The sequence below is a fragment of the Apilactobacillus micheneri genome (genome assembly GCF_006493595.1).
Taxonomy (GTDB): Bacteria; Bacillota; Bacilli; order Lactobacillales; family Lactobacillaceae; genus Apilactobacillus; species Apilactobacillus micheneri.
In genome coordinates this window covers 284,132-302,003 of the sequence record NZ_QUBI01000002.1, presented here as the reverse complement: position 1 = coordinate 302,003, position 17,872 = coordinate 284,132, and the positions used below count along the sequence as shown (strand labels likewise).

The following is a 17,872-nucleotide window of genomic DNA, read 5'->3' as shown; positions in this document are numbered from 1 at the left end:
TTTTGTGTTCTTTTTTCGTATATATAATTGAAAGGGAGGAAAAGGTGAATAAGACGAAGTTAGAATTCATAATTATTAACATAAAGAAGATTTTAAATGATAATATTCATAAAATTATGATTGTTTTATTATTGTTATTAATTTCTTTAGGATTATCTTTTATAGTTTATGTACAGAAAAGTAATAAAAAGGTTTCATACAATAATTCACTAAGTTTGCAGAATAATAAATCTGATGCTAGTAACAGTTCTTTGAATAATGATATTAATAGTGAAATTTATGTTGATTTGAAAGGAGAAGTTAAACATCCAGGTGTTTATAAAGTTAAATCTGCTGATAGAGTTACCAATGTTATTAAATCTGCTGGTGGTTTTAAAAAACATGCAGATCAAAAAAGCGTAAATCTATCTCAAAAAGTAAATGATCAGCAGGTTATTATTGTAAATAAAATAAGTCCAAATGGTGACATTTCCGATTCACCTAATGATGTATCGACTACTAATTCTAAAAAAGTTAATTTAAATACATCAGATAATAAAAAGCTCCAAGAATTAGACAGTGTTGGTGAAAAAAAGGCTGATAAAATTATAGATTATCGTAATCAACATAATGGCTTTAAAAGTATTGATGAGCTAAAGAAAATTAGTGGGTTTGGTGATAAAACTTTTGAAAAATTAAAAGATTATTTAGAAGTATAATTATTTGATATAATGATAATTAATAATTATTTAGGGGTGAACATAAAATGAGTAAAAAAAGAATTCCTTGGGATCAATATTTTATGTTACAGGCAGTTTTATTATCAACTAGAAGTACTTGTAATCGATTGTCAGTTGGTGCCACTTTAGTAAGGGATCGTAGAATTATTGCTGGTGGATATAATGGTTCTGTTTCAGGTGATGATCATTGTATAGATGTTGGGTGTTATATGCGTGATGGACACTGTATTAGAACGATTCATGCTGAAATGAATGCAATTTCTCAATGTGCAAAGTTTGGTGAAGCTACTGATGGAGCTGAAATTTATGTGACTGATTTTCCATGCTTACAATGCACTAAAACTTTGTTACAAGCTGGAATTGTTAAGATTAATTATTTAAGGAACTATCATAATGATGAATATGCGAAAGAGTTAATTAAAATGAAAAACGTTAAGTTACATAAAGTAGAATTGAATTCTGAAACTATTAATCAAATTAAATTTAGTTCTTATTTACCAAAATAAATCGAAAAATTATATATATTTCCTGCGATGCTGTGTATATGTATAAGTATTTTATTTTTTGGCAATAAAATTTTAGGGATGATATTGATATTATTATTGTTAATACGTATTTTTTCTTTGAAAGAGATAAAAGTATGTTTATTTTGCATAATATTATCAATATTTTTTTGTTTATTATGTTTTAATGAATATAATAAAGATACTTATTCAGATGCTAACACAAATAATTTTAACTTCTTGGTATATCCAGATGAAATAAAATTTAAAGATAATACTTATAGTGGTGTTTTTACAGATACTTACTCAAATCAGAAATATTTATTATATGGAAATATTAGCGCTGATTATTTGGGGAATATGAAAAAAAGTTTTTATATGAATGTTCAAGGTGAAGTTTCCGACATTAATGAACCAACTAATATTAATGAATTTGATGCTAAAGAATATTATCAATCAAATAATGTATATAGGATTATATATATTAAAAAATTGGTTAAGATTAATTTGTTGAATAAAAGCGATTTGTTTAGTTTTTTACATGATTTTAGGAAACAATTACTATGTTATGGCGATTCATTACCAAAACCGCTTAATTTATATTTTAATAGTCTCTTCTTAGGAGAGATGAATGATTCCTTTAGTGAAGAACTGTCAGGAGTTAAAACTCTAGGTCTAATCCATTTATTTAGTGTTTCAGGGCTACATGTATTTTATATAGTTAGTGTTTTAACAATGATACTAATTCATTTAAGGATTAGTAGAGAACGTTATTTAATCTTTTTAATAATTATATTACCAATATTTTTTATTATTGCAGGAGCATCAATTGGATTACTTAGATCTATAATATCTGTTGAAATAGGACTGATTTTTGGACTATTTAAAAATAAAATGGGGTCATTGGATATATGGAGTATAACGATTATAATTAATTTATTTTTAGAACCACAAATGTTGCTACAGTTTGGTTGTCAATTGAGTTATTTGTTATCTTTTAGTCTAATTTATACCAATGAATTTTCTACAATAAAACAGACAATCTTTATGAATTTAATTAGCTTACCTGTTATTATTTATAAATTGTTTGAGTGGCACTTTTTAACAATGTTAGCTAATTTTATTGTTATACCAATTTTTTCTATCTTTATTATGCCAATTATTACTATAACTGCAATTTTGTATCCGCTGTTTCCGTTTTTAGGAACCTTTACCGCAATGTTTTTACAATTATTTGATAATATAATTAATTTTATAGGATCATTACCCGGAAATATTACATTTGGAAAACCAAATATATTTATATGTTTAATTTTATTTTTTATTACTTTACTCTTAGTTTCTAATTATTCTAATAAAAAATTATTTTTATTGATATCTATTTATTTATTATCATATTTATCGATACATTTTCCATTTTATGGTGAAGTTACAACTTTTGATGTAGGACAAGGTGATAGTTTTTTAATCAGAGAACCATTTAATAAGTCTATTAATATGATTGATACAGGGGGTAAAATAAGATTTAATCAATCTAATAAAGTTAAATATCAAGCCCCGAGAATTTCTATTAATTACTTAAAAAGTATTGGTATTAATCATGTCGATAATTTAGTTTTAACACATCAAGATGCAGATCATACTGGGGATGTACCTAGTATTCTTAAAAATTTAAAAGTTAAAAGAATATTTGTCGGTATTGGTACTAATAATAATCAAAATTTTATGAAAAAAATATTGCCAAATATAAGAGATACTAAAATATATTTCATAAAAAATGATATGCGCATACCTAATTTTCCTTTTTATATTTATCATCCATTTAATCCAGGATTAGGAACTAATGAAGATTCTGTTGTTCTTAGCACTCAGCAAGGTGGACTAAAATTTTTGTTTATGGGTGATTTAGGTCAAGAAGGCGAAAAAGATATAATCAAAAGATATCCTAATATAAAAGCTGATGTTTTAAAGTTAGGACATCACGGGAGCAAAAACTCTAGTAGTGATGAATTTTTGCAATATATTAATCCTAAAATCTCTATAATATCTGCTGGTAAAAAGAATCGATATAATCATCCAAATAAAGAGGTGTTAGATAAGCTTAAAAAATATAATTTATCATATTTTAATACACAAGATTCAGGTATGATATCATATAAATATAGTATTTTTGGTACTTATTGGTCGAAAGCTTTAAAAGGAGAATGATTTTGCAAATTAATGAATTACTTAAGTCTTTAAAAGAATTAAATATTAAGCCTATATATTTAATTCAGGGGAATCAAGATTACTTAATAACAAAAATTAGAAATAATTTTCTTTCACTAATTCCTGAAAGCGAAAGAACAATGAACTATGCTAATTATGATATGGAGACTACCAATATATCGAATGCTGTTGAAGATGCAATGTCATTACCTTTTTTTGGTGAAAAACGTTTAGTTATTGTTAATAACCCTTATTTCTTAACTGGTAATCGTAGTAAAGAGAAGATTGATCAGGATATAGATAGTTTTGTAAACTATGTAAAGAGCCCACAAAATAGTACCATTATGCTAATCATCGCTCCTTATGATAAATTGGATTCTAGAAAAAAAATTACTAAAATAATTAAAAAAAATTCTGAGATCATTGACTTAAGTAATATGTCTGATTCAGAAATTAAAAACTATTTAAAATCTAAAATTAACAATAATGGCTACACAATAGATAATGAAGCCTTAAATCAATTGATACAGAGAACTTCTAATGATTTATCTAGTGCAATGAGTGAGTTATCTAAGTTGTTTCTTTATTGTTATAATCAAAAATCAATTAGTGTTAATGATGTAAATAATGTTGTTACCAAGTCTTTAGATCAAAACGTTTTTGATTTGGTTAATTATGTAATAAATAATAATATTAATGAATCAATTAACTTATATCATGAGTTAATTAACAGTAGTAATGAACCTTTACAAATAAACGCTATATTACTAAGCCAATTTAGATTATTAATTCAAGTGAAAGTTATGTCTGATAAAGGTTATAGTCAAGGAAAACTAGCAAGTAAATTAAGAATTCATCCATATAGAATTAAATTAGCACTACAAAAAGTTAGAAATTATAATTATAAAAAATTGTCAATGGCCTATTTGGGACTCGTTGATATGGAATCACAAATGAAATCTACTCAAAAATCGGCCGATTTATTATTTGAGATGTTTATGATTAAATTTGTTAATTAAAAAAGGACGACTATATTAATATAGTCGTCCTTTTTTGAAAATATATATTATATTTTCTTTATTATTTCATCATTCCAGCTAAACGAGACTTGTTACGTGCAGCCTTATTAGGTTTAATTAAACCTTTAGAGCTTGCATGATCCAAAGCACTAACAGCATTGTTGAATAATTCTTCAAGATTGTCAGCACCTTTAGCTTCAGCTTTTTCAAACTTCTTAACAGCAGTTCTCATTTCGCTTAATTGAGATGCGTTACGTTTATTTGCTTTTTCGTTTGTTTTTACACGTTCAATAGCAGATTTGATAACAGGCATGAAATTCACCTCCATAAAATATCGAATTTTAACAAAAAATCCTCAAATTTCAACGACTTTTATTATACAAAATACAGTATACAAATGCAATAGTATTATCATAATTACATTTTTTGAAATTTATTATTTTCCTTGATTATTTATTTATAACATAGTAATATTACTTATGTAAATTATTACCTAAACTTAGTTTTAACGTTATCTCACTTTACGTATTACTCAGTTTAAGGTATATTTTATAAAATTCGAAAGGTGGGAAATGCAAATGGCACTTACACAAGCTAACAAAAATGATATTATCAAGAAATATGCTCGTCATGATGGTGATACTGGTTCTGCTGAAGTACAAATTGCTGTATTAACTGCAGATATTACTGAAATCAACAAGCATATGAAGGCTAACAAGAAAGATTTTCATTCACAACGTGGTTTGATGAAGAAAATCGGTCATCGTCGTAATTTATTACGTTACTTACGTAACAAAGACGTTACTCGTTACCGTGACTTAATTAAGAGTTTAGGTTTACGTCGTTAATAAAAAGAAAGATGGAACTATTTTTAGTTCCATCTTTTTTTATACATATTATTTTGTAAATTGAAAACAGTTATTAAAAAACATAAAATATGATACACTGTAAGAAGTTATATTTTGTTCGTATTTGGATATTGGAATTTCCAAAAATAAAAGTTAAAAAATTTTGTTACATCATGAGGTGAATTATGAAAAGTAGTATAAAAATTATTCCTTTAGGTGGCGTTAGGGAAGATGGTAAGAATTTATATGCCATAGAAATTAATGATGGAATTTATATTTTAGATTGCGGTTTAAAATATCCTGATAATGGAATGCTAGGTATTGATGTAGTTATTCCTGATTTTTCATATTTAGAAGATAATAAGGATAAGATAGTGGGAATCTTTTTATCTAATGGACAAGCTGATTCTATTGGTGCTTTGCCATATTTTTTGAGCAAATTTAATGTGCCAGTTTTTGGCTCAAAATTAACTATTGAACTAGCTAAAAATGCAATAAATGAAAATCCAAACTCAAGAAACTTTGATGACTATAACGTTATTAACTCAAAGAGTGAAATTATCTTTGATGATGTGACTGTTACTTTCTTTAAGACTAGTTACTCAATCCCAGATTCTATGGGAATTGTGCTTTCTGTTGATGATGGGCAAATTGTATACACTGGAGATTTTAAATTTGATCCTGCTTTGAAGGGTGAATATAAAACTGCATATGGTGATATTGCAAGAGTCGGTGATAAGAACGTAATTGCTCTTTTGAGTGATTCTGGTAATGCTGATAATCCTTATCCAATGGATAGTGAACTAAAAGTTGAAAAATATATTTTTGATGTATTTAAAGATAATGACGAAAGAATCATTGTAGCTGCTAATTCTGCTAATATTTTAAGACTACAACAAGTATTTGATGCAGCTTATAAGTCTAATCGCAAGATATATATTGGTCATGACCTATCTAAAAAAGTGATTACTGCTTTTGATATGGGATATCTTGTATTACCTGATAAAGATATGATTATTCATTCTGTTAAAGAGATGAATGATTTATCTGAAAATGAGATTGTTATTTTAGAAACAAATCCTGTTGGCGAACCAATTAAAGTGATTCAAAGAATGGCATCTCAAAAAGAAAAAAGTGTTAACTTAATTCCTGGTGACATTGTTTTAATTACAACTACTCCATCTCCAGCATTAGATAATACTATGGCTAAAACTAGAGATATGGTTTATCGAGCTGATGGTGAAGTTAAAACTATTTCTGATGATTTAAACATTTCTAATCATGCTAGTGATGAAGATTTGCAAATGTTAATTGATTTATTAAATCCAGAATATGTTATTCCCGTTGGTGGTGAGTACATGATGATGGAAGCTCATAGACAAACCGCTAATGAATTAGGGATTGATAATCAACATATTCTTTTAATGAATAAAGGTGATGTTGCTGAATATGATGGATCTAAAATGCATCGAGGTAGTTCAGTTGAAGCTGGCAACACAATGATTGATGGTATCGGTATAGGTGATATTGGGAACATTGTTTTGCGTGATAGAAAAGTACTTTCTGAAGATGGTATTTTTATTATTGTTGTTACAATTGATCGCAAGAAAAAGTTAATTATATCTAGGCCAAAAATCACATCTAGAGGTTTTATTTATGTTAAATCTAATAAAGAATTGATGAATGAAGCATCTCAAATTGTATCTAAGACAATTCAACTAAATCTAGATAATAAAGAGTTTGATTGGAGTCATTTGAAGCAAGCAGTGAGAGAACAAATTAGTCATTTCTTATTTGATAAGACCAAACGAAGACCAGTTATATTGCCAGTTATTATGGAAGTAAATCAACATCATAGAAAAAATAAACATAGTTTTAAAAAGCATTCAAATGAGAGCAAAAAATAGGTGTTTTAAATGAACGAAAATTATTCATCTAATGAAGAAGTCATTAATGAATCTAAATTAGATATTAAGCAAAATAATATCCAACAAGCCATCAATAAATTGTTGCCCATTTATAATGAAGAAGAGGGATTTCCAGTAACAACATTACTAACAAAATGTTATTTTTTGAGTGAAAAATTGATTGATGCTAAAAAAATTGCTTATGATAATCTTAATGACTTCTTACATTCGCTTTCTGATTTTAAATTATTGATCTTGGTTTTAGTGAAAAATAGGGAATTTATTAAAGCAAGGGAAATAACTGAACAAATTCGTAAAATCTCAAAACAATGGTATAAGATTTCCATAGATATTATTAGTAAAGAAGAAGGGCTTGTTTTGGAAAACGAACCTGCATATTTACAAAATATTTCGAATGAATTTTATCATATGAGCTTTAACAATAATTTATATGAACAAAAAGAGACTTTATTAAAAGGTGAAAAGTTACCATTTAATAAATTTATTAGTTATACAAAATATTTATTATTGGATCCTTTTGTGCAAGAAACTATTAAATCAGAATTAGTGGATACTTTAAGAAAAACTAATTATCAAGATATTGTAAAAATTAAATGGATAGATAATGATGTATATTCAATTAATATGGGAGAATTAAAGCCCTTATCTCAGTTAAAAACATATAATAATATTATGTCTAGAGTTGATGCGGATTATGCTAATAATGATCCAATCCTATATTTAAGGGTTAAAGCTTATTTTGAATATCAAAGTATTACTTTATATCCATTAAATGACCAAATAATTAATAATGTAAATGATTGGTATAAATTGTCTATTGATTTATATTTATACGGTCAAAATAATAATTTCAATAAAAAGAGCAATTATTATAAGCTAATATCCCTCATAATTAATAAATTTAGTGAAATTAGTTAAAATATAGTTAAACTTACAGTAAAATTGCTATTTAAGTATTTACAAATAAAAATACAGTAGCTATAATATTAAAAGAATTCTTCTTGAGATTGATATGTTATTTTGTCTTTTTGAGAAGATGTAGTATAATAACTCATAAAGATACATTGTATTAATTCAATGTAAATCTTTCGAATTTATAGGAGGTTTTCATAAATGGCAAAAGAACATTATGAAAGAACAAAACCCCATGTAAATATTGGTACTATTGGCCATATTGATCATGGTAAAACTACTTTAACTGCAGCTATCACTAAAGTGCTATCAGAAAAAGGTTTAGCTAACGCTGAAGATTATGCACAAATTGATGCTGCTCCAGAAGAACAAGAACGTGGTATTACAATTAATACTGCCCACGTTGAATATTCAACTGAAAAACGTCACTACGCTCATATTGATGCCCCAGGACATGCTGACTACGTTAAGAACATGATTACTGGTGCTGCTCAAATGGATGGTGCTATTTTAGTTGTTGCTGCAACTGATGGTCCTATGCCACAAACTCGTGAACATATCTTACTTGCTCGCCAAGTTGGTGTTGAACACATTGTTGTATTCTTAAACAAGACTGATTTAGTTGATGATGACGAATTAGTTGACTTAGTTGAAATGGAAGTACGTGAATTACTTTCAGAATACGATTACCCAGGTGATGATATTCCTGTTGTTCGTGGTTCAGCTCTTAAGGCATTACAAGATGACCAAGAACAAAAAGATGTTATCTTACACTTGATGGATATCGTTGACGAATACATTCCAACTCCACAACGTGACGATACTAAGCCATTACTATTACCAGTTGAAGATGTATTTACTATTACTGGTCGTGGTACTGTTGCTTCTGGTCGTATCGATCGTGGTGTTGTTAAGGTTGGAGACGATGTTGAAGTTATTGGTCTTGTAGAAGACATTATTAAGACTACTGTTACTGGTCTTGAAATGTTCCGTAAGACTCTTGATGAAGGTGAAGCTGGAGATAACGTTGGTATGTTACTTCGTGGTGTAAATCGTGAACAAGTTGTTCGTGGACAAGTTGTTGCTGCTCCTGGTTCAATCAAGACTCATACTGAATTTGAAGCACAAGTTTATGCTTTAAGTAAAGAAGAAGGTGGACGTCATACTCCATTCTTCTCAAACTACCGTCCTCAATTCTACTTCCATACAACTGATGTTACAGGTGTTATTACACTTGAAGATGGTGTAGAAATGGTTATGCCTGGTGATAATGCTAAGTTTAACGTTAAGTTAACTAAGCCTGTTGCCATTGAAAACGGTACTAAGTTCACTATCCGTGAAGGTGGACACACTGTTGGTGCTGGTGTTGTTTCTGGTATTGACGAATAAAAAGAATTTATTCTTTTGTAAAGATTCGAAAAGTTCGCTTTTCGAATCTTTTTTTATTGTTAATGGGTCAAATTCCCTTTAAATATTTACTTTTTACTGTTCATACGTTAAAATACGTATGTGCGCAATTAGAAGAAAATTGTATTAAATTATATTTTCATGTCGGAGGGAAAATAATGTCTGCAAAATGGGAAAAGAAAGGTACTAATGATGGAGAATTAACATTCGAAATTAGTACTGACAAAATTAAAGAAGGTTTAGATAAAGCCTTTAATAAAAATAAGAAAAATATTAGTATTCCTGGTTTCCGTAAGGGAAAAGTTTCTCGCCAAATTTTTAATGAAATGTATGGTGAAGAAGCATTATACCAAGATGCTCTAAATATTTTATTACCAGAAGCTTACAGTAATGCTGTAAAAGAAGCTGGTATTGAACCAGTTGCTCAACCAGAAGTGAACATTGATTCATTAGAAAAGGGTCAACCATGGGTTCTAAAAGCTAAAGTAACTGTAAAACCAGATGTTGAACTTGGTGAATATGAAGGTGTTGAAGTTGAAAAGCCAAACACCCGTGTATACCAAAAAGATATCGATGCTGAAATCGAAAAGAAACGTCAAAACCAAGCTGAATTAGTCCTTAAAGAAGGTAAAGCAGCTGAAAAAGGCGATACTGTAGTAATTGACTTTGATGGATATGTTGATGGCAAAGCATTTGATGGTGGTAAATCAACTAACTATTCACTTGAATTAGGTTCAAATTCATTTATTCCTGGTTTTGAAGATCAATTAGTTGGTCATAAAGCTGGCGATGATGTTGATGTTAAAGTTACATTCCCTGAAAATTACCAAGCTAAAGAATTAGCTGGTAAGGAAGCTACTTTTAAGACTAAGTTACACGAAGTTAAGGCAAAACAATTACCTAAGTTGGATGATGAATTTGCTAAAGATGTTGACGAAGACGTTGATAGCTTAGACGAATTAAAAGACAAGGTAAAAGCTCAACTTAAAGACCAAAAGAAAACTGATGGCGAAAACCAATTAGAAGATGAAGCTATTAAGGCTGTAGTTGCTAATGCTACTGTTAAGGACATTCCTCAAGCAATGATTGATGAAGATGTTCAACGCCAAATGGATCAATATCTTGCAAACATGCAACAACAAGGTATTAATTCACAAATGTACTTCCAATTAACTGGTACAAAGCCAGAAGATTTGAAGAAACAATTTGCTTCAGGTGCTGAAGAACGAGTAAAAACTAACTTAGTTCTAGAAGCAATTGTTAAAGATGCTAAGATTGAACCTACTAAGGAAGAAATTGATCAACAAGTTAAAGACTTAGCTACTCAATATGGTATGAAAGAAGAAGCTGTTCGTGGTGCTTTGACTGATGACATGTTGAAACATGATATTTCTATACAAAATGCTGTTAAGATGATTACAGATAATGCTAAGAAAGAACCAAAATCAAAAATGAAAAAATAATTTTTGATTAAAAAAGGAGTTCAATTAACTTAATTGTTAGTTGGACTCTTTATTTTGTTAAGGGTTATAAGTGTGATATTATTTATTAAGTTAGACTTATAGCTTAAAGAGGTGAATGATTTGTTCGAAGATGATAAAAAAGATGGTCCTGTAACTTGTTCTTTTTGTGGTAAATCACAAGATCAAGTAAAGAAAATTGTTGCTGGGCCAGGTGTTTATATTTGTAATGAATGTATTGATTTGTGTAAGGAAATAGTTGATGAAGAACTTGCGCAAGAAGATAATGATAAAACTATTAAGGCATTAAGTCCTAAACAAATTGTTGAAAAGCTTGATGAATATGTAATTGGTCAAGACGATGCTAAAAAAACATTGGCTGTTGCAGTTTATAATCACTATAAACGAGTAAACAATTTGGATAGTGATGATGGAACCGATTTACAAAAAAGTAATATTTCTGTCATTGGACCTACCGGTTCAGGTAAGACATATTTAGCTCAATCATTAGCCAAAATCCTTAATGTACCTTTTGCAATTGCTGATGCTACTACATTAACTGAAGCTGGGTATGTAGGAGATGACGTAGAGAATATTCTATTGAAATTACTACAAAATGCAGATTTTGATGTAGAACGTGCTGAAAAAGGTATTATCTATATTGATGAAATTGATAAAATTGCTAAAAAATCAGAAAATGTTTCTATTACTAGAGATGTTTCTGGTGAAGGTGTTCAACAATCACTCTTAAAGATTCTTGAAGGTACTGTTGCTAGTGTTCCTCCACAGGGCGGTAGAAAGCATCCACAACAAGAAAATATTCAAATTGATACCAAAAATATTTTGTTTATTGTTGGTGGTGCATTTGACGGAATCCAGGATATTATTAAACATCGTTTAGGTGATAAGACTATTGGTTTTGGAACAGATTCTGCAGAGGCAACTGAAATTACTGATGATAATGTTATGCAACACGTTATCCCAAGTGATTTGTTACAATTTGGTTTGATTCCTGAATTTATTGGTCGTTTACCTATTCTAACTGCATTGAAGAAATTAAACGAGGATGATTTAGTTAGAATTTTAAGTGAACCTAAGAATGCCTTAGTAAAACAATATACTAAGTTGATGAACTTAGATGGTGTAGATTTAACCTTTAAGCCGGAAGCTTTAAAGGCAATGGCCAAATTAGCTATCGCTAGAAATACTGGTGCTCGTGGATTAAGATCTATTGTTGAAGATACAATGAGAGATGTTATGTATAATGTGCCAAGTGACGATAATGTTAAAGAAGTTGTTGTTACTAAAGAAGCTGTTGATGGCGAAAAAGAACCTGAACTTATTTATGATAATAAATAACTAAAATCAAAAACGCCTTCCTAATTATTTTAGGTAAGGCGTTTTAATTTCTTTTAAATAAATAATGACAAAATGTGTTAAAATACATTAAGAACTTTAAATGATAAGGGGAAGTACTACCAATGGACGTAAACAATGTGAATATTGATATTAGTGCAGTAGAGCCTAAACAATATCCTTCAAATGGATATCCTGAGATTGCTTTAGTTGGTCGCTCAAACGTAGGAAAATCTTCATTAACTAACGTTTTGATTAATCGTAATAGTTATGCAAGAACTTCAAATACCCCAGGTAAAACTCAGACTTTAAACTTTTATAATGTTGATGATAAAATGTTTTTTGTCGATATTCCTGGTTATGGTTATGCTAGAATTTCTAAAAAAGAACGTGAAAAATGGGGCCAAATGATTGAAACATATTTGACCACTCGTCGCCAATTAAACGGTGTTATTTTATTAATTGATGGTAGAAGAAAGCCAAGTGACGATGATTTGCAAATGTATGAATTCTTAAAATATTATAATATTCCTACATTAATTTTAGCCACTAAGATGGATAAAACTCCTAAAAGTAAATGGAATAAGGAAACAAGTTTGTTAAATAAAACCATTGAATTGAATGAAGACGATGAAATTATGTTATTCTCTGCTCAAACTAAATACGGTAAAGATGAAGTTTGGCAATGGATTGAAAAACATACGGGGGTAAAATAATTGAATTTTAATGAATATCAAAAGGCTGCTAATAAAACACTTCGTGGAAACGAACAAGTTTTAACTAACTGTGCATTAGGCTTAGGTAGTGAAACTGGACAAGTAGTGGATCTGGTTAAGAAATATACCTTTCATGGTGAAGAATTAAATCGTGAACAATTAGTTAAAGAAATGGGCGATGTTTTATGGTATCTATCACAGATAGCCGAATGGAATAACGTTCCTTTTGAGGAGGTAGCCGATTTTAACATTAAACGATTGAATAAAAGAAAAGATGCAATGTTAAAAGATTAAAAAAGGCTTCACAATAATATTATTGTGAAGCCTAATTAGATTATTTTTCTTTTTTCTTGTTTTTAGAATTCTTATTTCCGTTTTTAAGGAATTTATCGCGCTTTTTGTCATTTGAGTCGACTTTTGCAATTTTATCGAACATAGCATTTAAGTCGTTATTACGTTGTATATTTAAACTCATAAGTATACATCTCCTTGCTTTTATAACTATATACTATCAAATTATTGTTTATTTGTCATATTAACTGGATTAATTAATTGAGGTGATAAATTTGGCTACTCCACATATTGAACATAAACTAAGATTATTACCAGACTTGCCTGGTTGTTACTTAATGAAAGACAGACTGGGTAAGATCATCTATGTTGGAAAAGCAAAAAATTTAAAAAATAGAGTTAGATCTTATTTTAAAAGTAGTCATGAAGGTAAAACAGCTAAATTAGTTTCTAATATTCGTGATTTTGAAACGATTATAACTTCTACCAATAAGGAAGCCTTTTTATTAGAGATTACTTTAATTCATAAGCATCGTCCTCATTTTAATATTCAATTAAAACAAGGAAATAGTGGATATCCTTATATTAATATTACTAAAGAAAGAGATCCACAAATTAAAATTGTTAACCATATCAAACGTGATGGTGGATATTATTTTGGTCCTTATCCTAATGTATATGCTGCCGATGAAACTTTACATTTTTTACAAAAAGTATATCCTTTGAGAAGATGTAATGGTTATCAGAATAGGCCATGTTTGTATTATCATATGGGGCAATGTTTAGGAGCTTGTTTTAAGAAAGTTCCTAAGTCTGTATATAATGAACAAATTAAACATATTAAATCATTTTTAAATGGGAATGTTGGGATTGCTAAAAAAATGCTCACTTCCAAAATGCTAAAAGCATCTGAAAATATGGAGTATGAAAGAGCTGCTGAAATAAGGGATCAATTAAAATATATTGAAATTACGGTCGAAAAGCAAAAAATTATTTCTAATGATACAACTCCTCGTGATATCTTTAATTACTATGTGAATGATGGTTGGATTTCTATCCAAATATTCTTTATTCGACAAGCCAGACTGCTTAAGCGAATTAAAAGGACTTTTCCAATTATTGATTCTCCAGAAGAAGAAATGGATAATTTTATTGCTGGATTTTATTCTCAAGAAAACCAACCATTACCTAATGAAATTCTTATTCCTGAAAAATTAGATAAAGACATGATTGCAGAAGCCTTGGATGCACCAGTTAGAGTACCAAAACGTGGGCAAAAAAAGGATTTATTAGATATGGCCTATAAAAATGCAAAGCTAGTGTTAGATGAAAAATTTAGGCTAATGGAACTAGATAATATAAAAACTGTAGGTGCAATGGAAGATTTATGCAATTTATTAAACATTCCTAATGGTCATCGAATTGAGTCATTTGATCATTCTCATATTCAGGGTGCTGACTTAGTGTCTGCGATGGTCGTTTTTGATGATGGTAAGCCTAATAAGAATGAATACCGTAAATATAAACTTAAAAATGAAGATCATGCTGATGAAGCTGCTAGCACACGTGAAGTTATTAGAAGAAGATATAGCTATCTTCTAAAGTCTCATCTTCCATTACCAGATTTAATATTGATGGATGGTGGGGTAATTCAATTAAATGCAGTGAAAGATGTTTTAGAAAATGAACTAAATTTACAAATTCCAGTTGCTGGGATGGTCAAAAATGATAAACATAAGACTGCTGATTTATTATTTGGTCAGTTAGATGAACATGTTTATTTAAATCCTAAGAGCCAAGCGTTTTACTTAGTTCAAAGAGTTCAAGATGAGGTTCATAGGTTTGCCATTAATTTTCATAGAAAAGTTCATACTAAGCATTCATTAAGCTCAGAGTTGGATAATATTGATGGGGTTGGTCCTAAAACCAGAAATAAGTTATTAAGAGAATTTGGATCCTTAAATAACATTTCAGACTCACCTATTTCAAAAATTGAAGCATTAGGGATATCACATAAGGTGGCTCAAAATATAAAATTCACTTTGACCAAGGTAAAAAAATAATTATGAATTATATTGAGTGCTTTACGTTAAATATAAATGCCGTTATACTCAATAAATAAAATAAAAAGTAGAGTTGATATAAAATATGTTCGTTGATCAAGTTAAAATAAATGTAAAAGCTGGTAATGGTGGTAATGGAATCGTTGCCTTTAGAAGAGAAAAATTTGTTCCTAATGGTGGACCTGCCGGAGGTGACGGTGGACACGGTGGAAGTGTCATTTTTGCCGTTGAAATTGGAATGAGTACACTAATGGATTTTCATTATAAACGTAAATTTGTTGCGGAACGTGGTGCAGATGGTGGAAATAAAAAAATGACTGGTCGTAGTGCTGATGACTTAGTTGTATATGTACCTGAAGGAACTTCTATTTATGACAATGATACTAATAAACTCCTTTATGATTTAGTTGATAAGGGTGATAGTTATACAGTGGCCGCTGGTGGCCGTGGTGGTCGTGGTAATACTCACTTTGCTTCAGCTAAAAATTCTGCACCAGAAATTGCTGAAAATGGTGAACCTGGTGAAGAACGTAGTATTAGATTAGAATTGAAAGTTCTAGCTGATGTGGGATTAGTTGGCTTTCCTTCAGTTGGTAAATCAACATTATTATCAACGGTTACTAGTTCTAAACCAAAAGTTGCTCAATATCATTTTACGACTTTAGTTCCTAATTTAGGAATGGTTAAATTAGATAATGGTAGAGACTTTGCTATAGCTGATTTACCTGGATTAATTGAAGGAGCATCTTCTGGAGTTGGATTAGGTTTTCAATTCTTGCGTCATGTTGAGAGAACTAGAGTAATTTTACATTTAGTTGATATGAGTGGACAAGAAGGCAGAACGCCAATTGAGGACTATCAAAAAATTAATGATGAATTATCTAAATATGATAATAATTTATTAAAACGACCACAAATTATTGTCGCAACTAAAATGGATATACCAGATTCTGAGGAAAATTTAAAAGAATTTAAAAATGCTTTATCCAAAAACAATGATAATGTTTATGAGGTAATTCCAATTTCTTCTGTAACACATAGTGGTTTGAGTAAACTAATAAGTGAAACAGCTGAACTATTAGAAAAGACTCCTAAATTCCCTATTACTGATACTGAAGAACCAGTTGAAGATGAATCAGAATACAAATTTGATGCTGATGAAAAGCCATTTGAAATTAGCCGAGATGAAGACGGTACTTGGATTTTATCTGGTAAGAAAATTGAAAAGTTATTCAAGATGACAGATACTACGCATGATCAAAGTATGTTAAGATTTGCAAGACAACTTCGTGGTATGGGTGTTGATAATGCTTTAAGAAAAGCTGGAGCTGAAAATGGTGATTTAGTTTCAATTCTTGATTTCACATTCTCTTATGTAGACTAATATTTAAAGATGGGAATTATTCCCGTCTTTTTTTATGTATTGAAATATATCTTTATATGCTACAATTTATATTAGTGATTTTTTTTAGATACGAATAATTAAAAAGGAATAGATCTTTATGCAATTAGAATTTTTAGGAACTGGTTCTGGTGTACCAGGTAAATTTAGAAATGTTTCAGCAACAGCTTTAAAATTATTAGACGAATGTAATTCAGTTTGGCTATTTGATTGTGGAGAAGGGACTCAACAACAAATTTTACGTTCAAATTTGAAACCTCGTAAAATTAACAAAATATTTATTACTCATTTACATGGTGATCATATTTTTGGGTTACCAGGCTTATTAAGTTCTCGTTCGTTTCAAGGTGGGAATACACCTGTTACAATTTATGGCCCTAAGGGAGTTAAAGACTTTGTTGAAATTAGTTTAGGGGTTTCTCAAACTAAATTATCATATAAAATAAATTATGAAGAATTTGATGAACCAGGCGTTTTATTAAATAATAAACAATTTGAAGTTTATGCTGATAGTTTAGATCATCAAATTGAATCTTTTGGCTATCGTGTCGTGGAAAAAGATCATCAAGGAGAACTATTAGTGGATAAGCTAAAAGCTGCTAAAATACCTTCGGGGCCTGTTTATGGTAAATTAAAAAACGGTGAAACAGTTACTTTAGATGATGGTAGAACCATTGATGGAAACGACTTTATTGGTGAATCACAAAAAGGAAGAATTATTACTATCATAGGTGATACTAGAAGTAATCCTAATAGTTATAAATTAGCTGAAAATGCTAATGTTTTAGTTCACGAAAGTACTTTTGGTAAAGGTGAGAGCAGATTAGCACATAATTATTATCACTCAACTAACATGCAAGCTGCTAAGTTAGCTAAAAAAGCCAATGTCGATAAACTACTTTTGACACATATTTCAGCAAGGTACACTGGAAAAATGGCTAGAGAATTACAAAAACAAGCACAAAGTATCTTTAACAATACTAGAGTAGTTAAGGATTTTGACGTAATAGATGTACCCTTTGAAAAAAACAATTAAAGGA

Annotated in this window: 17 protein-coding genes; 15 read left to right on the top strand and 2 right to left on the bottom strand. The window is 29.5% G+C overall.

Annotation, left to right across the window (positions count from 1 at the left end; all coding sequences use genetic code 11):
- Positions 1-44: 44 nt before the first annotated feature.
- The 4 genes from DY123_RS03320 to holA are packed head-to-tail and all read left to right on the top strand — an operon-like array spanning position 45 to position 4,449.
- Entirely contained in the window at positions 45-698 is a 654-nt protein-coding gene (locus tag DY123_RS03320) for a helix-hairpin-helix domain-containing protein (RefSeq protein WP_140924166.1), read from the top strand.
- A gap of 47 nt (positions 699-745) precedes the next feature.
- Positions 746-1,225, top strand: coding sequence for a ComE operon protein 2 (locus DY123_RS03315; protein WP_105964732.1), 480 nt, complete (start codon positions 746-748; stop codon positions 1,223-1,225).
- 27 nt (positions 1,226-1,252) lie between these two features.
- Entirely contained in the window at positions 1,253-3,430 is a 2,178-nt protein-coding gene (locus DY123_RS03310; protein ID WP_108982413.1) for a DNA internalization-related competence protein ComEC/Rec2, read from the top strand.
- A complete protein-coding gene (gene holA / locus DY123_RS03305; RefSeq protein ID WP_306418656.1) occupies positions 3,427-4,449 on the top strand; it encodes a DNA polymerase III subunit delta in 1,023 nt (340 codons plus the stop codon). Before DY123_RS03310 ends, holA begins: the two co-directional genes overlap by 4 nt.
- Positions 4,450-4,510: 61 nt before the next feature.
- On the opposite strand, the gene rpsT is transcribed toward holA, so the two are convergent.
- Positions 4,511-4,762 carry a 30S ribosomal protein S20 gene (rpsT, locus tag DY123_RS03300; protein ID WP_105964729.1) on the bottom strand — a complete coding sequence of 84 codons (252 nt, stop codon included), beginning with the start codon at positions 4,760-4,762 and terminating at the stop codon, positions 4,511-4,513.
- Between the two features lie 265 nt (positions 4,763-5,027).
- Here rpsT and rpsO point away from each other — a divergent pair, with 265 nt between their 5' ends.
- The 8 genes from rpsO to DY123_RS03260 all read left to right on the top strand — a co-directional run bounded on the left by rpsO (position 5,028) and on the right by DY123_RS03260 (position 13,370).
- On the top strand, positions 5,028-5,297 hold the full coding sequence (gene rpsO / locus DY123_RS03295) for a 30S ribosomal protein S15 (RefSeq protein ID WP_105964728.1): 270 nt from the start codon (positions 5,028-5,030) through the stop codon (positions 5,295-5,297).
- 185 nt (positions 5,298-5,482) lie between these two features.
- Positions 5,483-7,204 carry a ribonuclease J gene (locus tag DY123_RS03290; RefSeq protein ID WP_140924164.1) on the top strand — a complete coding sequence of 574 codons (1,722 nt, stop codon included), beginning with the start codon at positions 5,483-5,485 and terminating at the stop codon, positions 7,202-7,204.
- Positions 7,205-7,213: 9 nt separating this feature from the next.
- Positions 7,214-8,143, top strand: coding sequence for a hypothetical protein (locus tag DY123_RS03285; RefSeq protein ID WP_140924162.1), 930 nt, complete (start codon positions 7,214-7,216; stop codon positions 8,141-8,143).
- Between the two features lie 195 nt (positions 8,144-8,338).
- A complete protein-coding gene (gene tuf, locus DY123_RS03280) occupies positions 8,339-9,526 on the top strand; it encodes an elongation factor Tu (protein ID WP_105987570.1) in 1,188 nt (395 codons plus the stop codon).
- A gap of 176 nt (positions 9,527-9,702) precedes the next feature.
- Positions 9,703-11,007, top strand: coding sequence for a trigger factor (gene tig / locus DY123_RS03275; RefSeq protein ID WP_105964724.1), 1,305 nt, complete (start codon positions 9,703-9,705; stop codon positions 11,005-11,007).
- Between the two features lie 120 nt (positions 11,008-11,127).
- Entirely contained in the window at positions 11,128-12,363 is a 1,236-nt protein-coding gene (gene clpX / locus DY123_RS03270) for an ATP-dependent Clp protease ATP-binding subunit ClpX (RefSeq protein WP_105964723.1), read from the top strand.
- 122 nt (positions 12,364-12,485) lie between these two features.
- Positions 12,486-13,076: a ribosome biogenesis GTP-binding protein YihA/YsxC gene (gene yihA, locus DY123_RS03265; RefSeq protein WP_105964722.1), complete on the top strand. Its 591-nt coding sequence runs from the start codon at positions 12,486-12,488 to the stop codon at positions 13,074-13,076.
- Positions 13,077-13,370 carry a nucleoside triphosphate pyrophosphohydrolase family protein gene (locus tag DY123_RS03260; RefSeq protein WP_105956231.1) on the top strand — a complete coding sequence of 98 codons (294 nt, stop codon included), beginning with the start codon at positions 13,077-13,079 and terminating at the stop codon, positions 13,368-13,370. It begins immediately after the preceding gene.
- 40 nt (positions 13,371-13,410) lie between these two features.
- Here DY123_RS03260 and DY123_RS07585 read toward each other — a convergent pair whose 3' ends face one another.
- Complete coding sequence (locus DY123_RS07585; RefSeq protein ID WP_165807772.1) at positions 13,411-13,551, bottom strand: SPJ_0845 family protein; 141 nt, start codon at positions 13,549-13,551, stop codon at positions 13,411-13,413.
- Positions 13,552-13,642: 91 nt separating this feature from the next.
- Between DY123_RS07585 and uvrC the strand changes: the two genes are divergently transcribed.
- From uvrC to rnz, 3 genes are all read left to right on the top strand, one after another.
- Entirely contained in the window at positions 13,643-15,430 is a 1,788-nt protein-coding gene (gene uvrC, locus DY123_RS03255; RefSeq protein WP_140924160.1) for an excinuclease ABC subunit UvrC, read from the top strand.
- Positions 15,431-15,515: 85 nt separating this feature from the next.
- On the top strand, positions 15,516-16,814 hold the full coding sequence (gene obgE / locus DY123_RS03250) for a GTPase ObgE (RefSeq protein ID WP_140936397.1): 1,299 nt from the start codon (positions 15,516-15,518) through the stop codon (positions 16,812-16,814).
- A 118-nt stretch (positions 16,815-16,932) separates the two neighbouring features.
- A complete protein-coding gene (rnz, locus tag DY123_RS03245; RefSeq protein ID WP_140924156.1) occupies positions 16,933-17,868 on the top strand; it encodes a ribonuclease Z in 936 nt (311 codons plus the stop codon).
- Positions 17,869-17,872: the final 4 nt, after the last annotated feature.

Coding starts and splice junctions, on each gene's coding strand:
- rpsO (WP_105964728.1), top strand. CDS start 5,028: ATGGCACTTACACAAGCTAACAAAAATGATATTATCAAGAAATATGCT.
- yihA (WP_105964722.1), top strand. CDS start 12,486: ATGGACGTAAACAATGTGAATATTGATATTAGTGCAGTAGAGCCTAAA.
- tig (WP_105964724.1), top strand. CDS start 9,703: ATGTCTGCAAAATGGGAAAAGAAAGGTACTAATGATGGAGAATTAACA.
- DY123_RS03310 (WP_108982413.1), top strand. CDS start 1,253: ATGCTGTGTATATGTATAAGTATTTTATTTTTTGGCAATAAAATTTTA.
- DY123_RS03315 (WP_105964732.1), top strand. CDS start 746: ATGAGTAAAAAAAGAATTCCTTGGGATCAATATTTTATGTTACAGGCA.
- rnz (WP_140924156.1), top strand. CDS start 16,933: ATGCAATTAGAATTTTTAGGAACTGGTTCTGGTGTACCAGGTAAATTT.
- rpsT (WP_105964729.1), bottom strand. CDS start 4,762: ATGCCTGTTATCAAATCTGCTATTGAACGTGTAAAAACAAACGAAAAA.
- DY123_RS03285 (WP_140924162.1), top strand. CDS start 7,214: ATGAACGAAAATTATTCATCTAATGAAGAAGTCATTAATGAATCTAAA.
- tuf (WP_105987570.1), top strand. CDS start 8,339: ATGGCAAAAGAACATTATGAAAGAACAAAACCCCATGTAAATATTGGT.
- holA (WP_306418656.1), top strand. CDS start 3,427: ATGATTTTGCAAATTAATGAATTACTTAAGTCTTTAAAAGAATTAAAT.
- DY123_RS03290 (WP_140924164.1), top strand. CDS start 5,483: ATGAAAAGTAGTATAAAAATTATTCCTTTAGGTGGCGTTAGGGAAGAT.
- obgE (WP_140936397.1), top strand. CDS start 15,516: ATGTTCGTTGATCAAGTTAAAATAAATGTAAAAGCTGGTAATGGTGGT.
- DY123_RS07585 (WP_165807772.1), bottom strand. CDS start 13,551: ATGAGTTTAAATATACAACGTAATAACGACTTAAATGCTATGTTCGAT.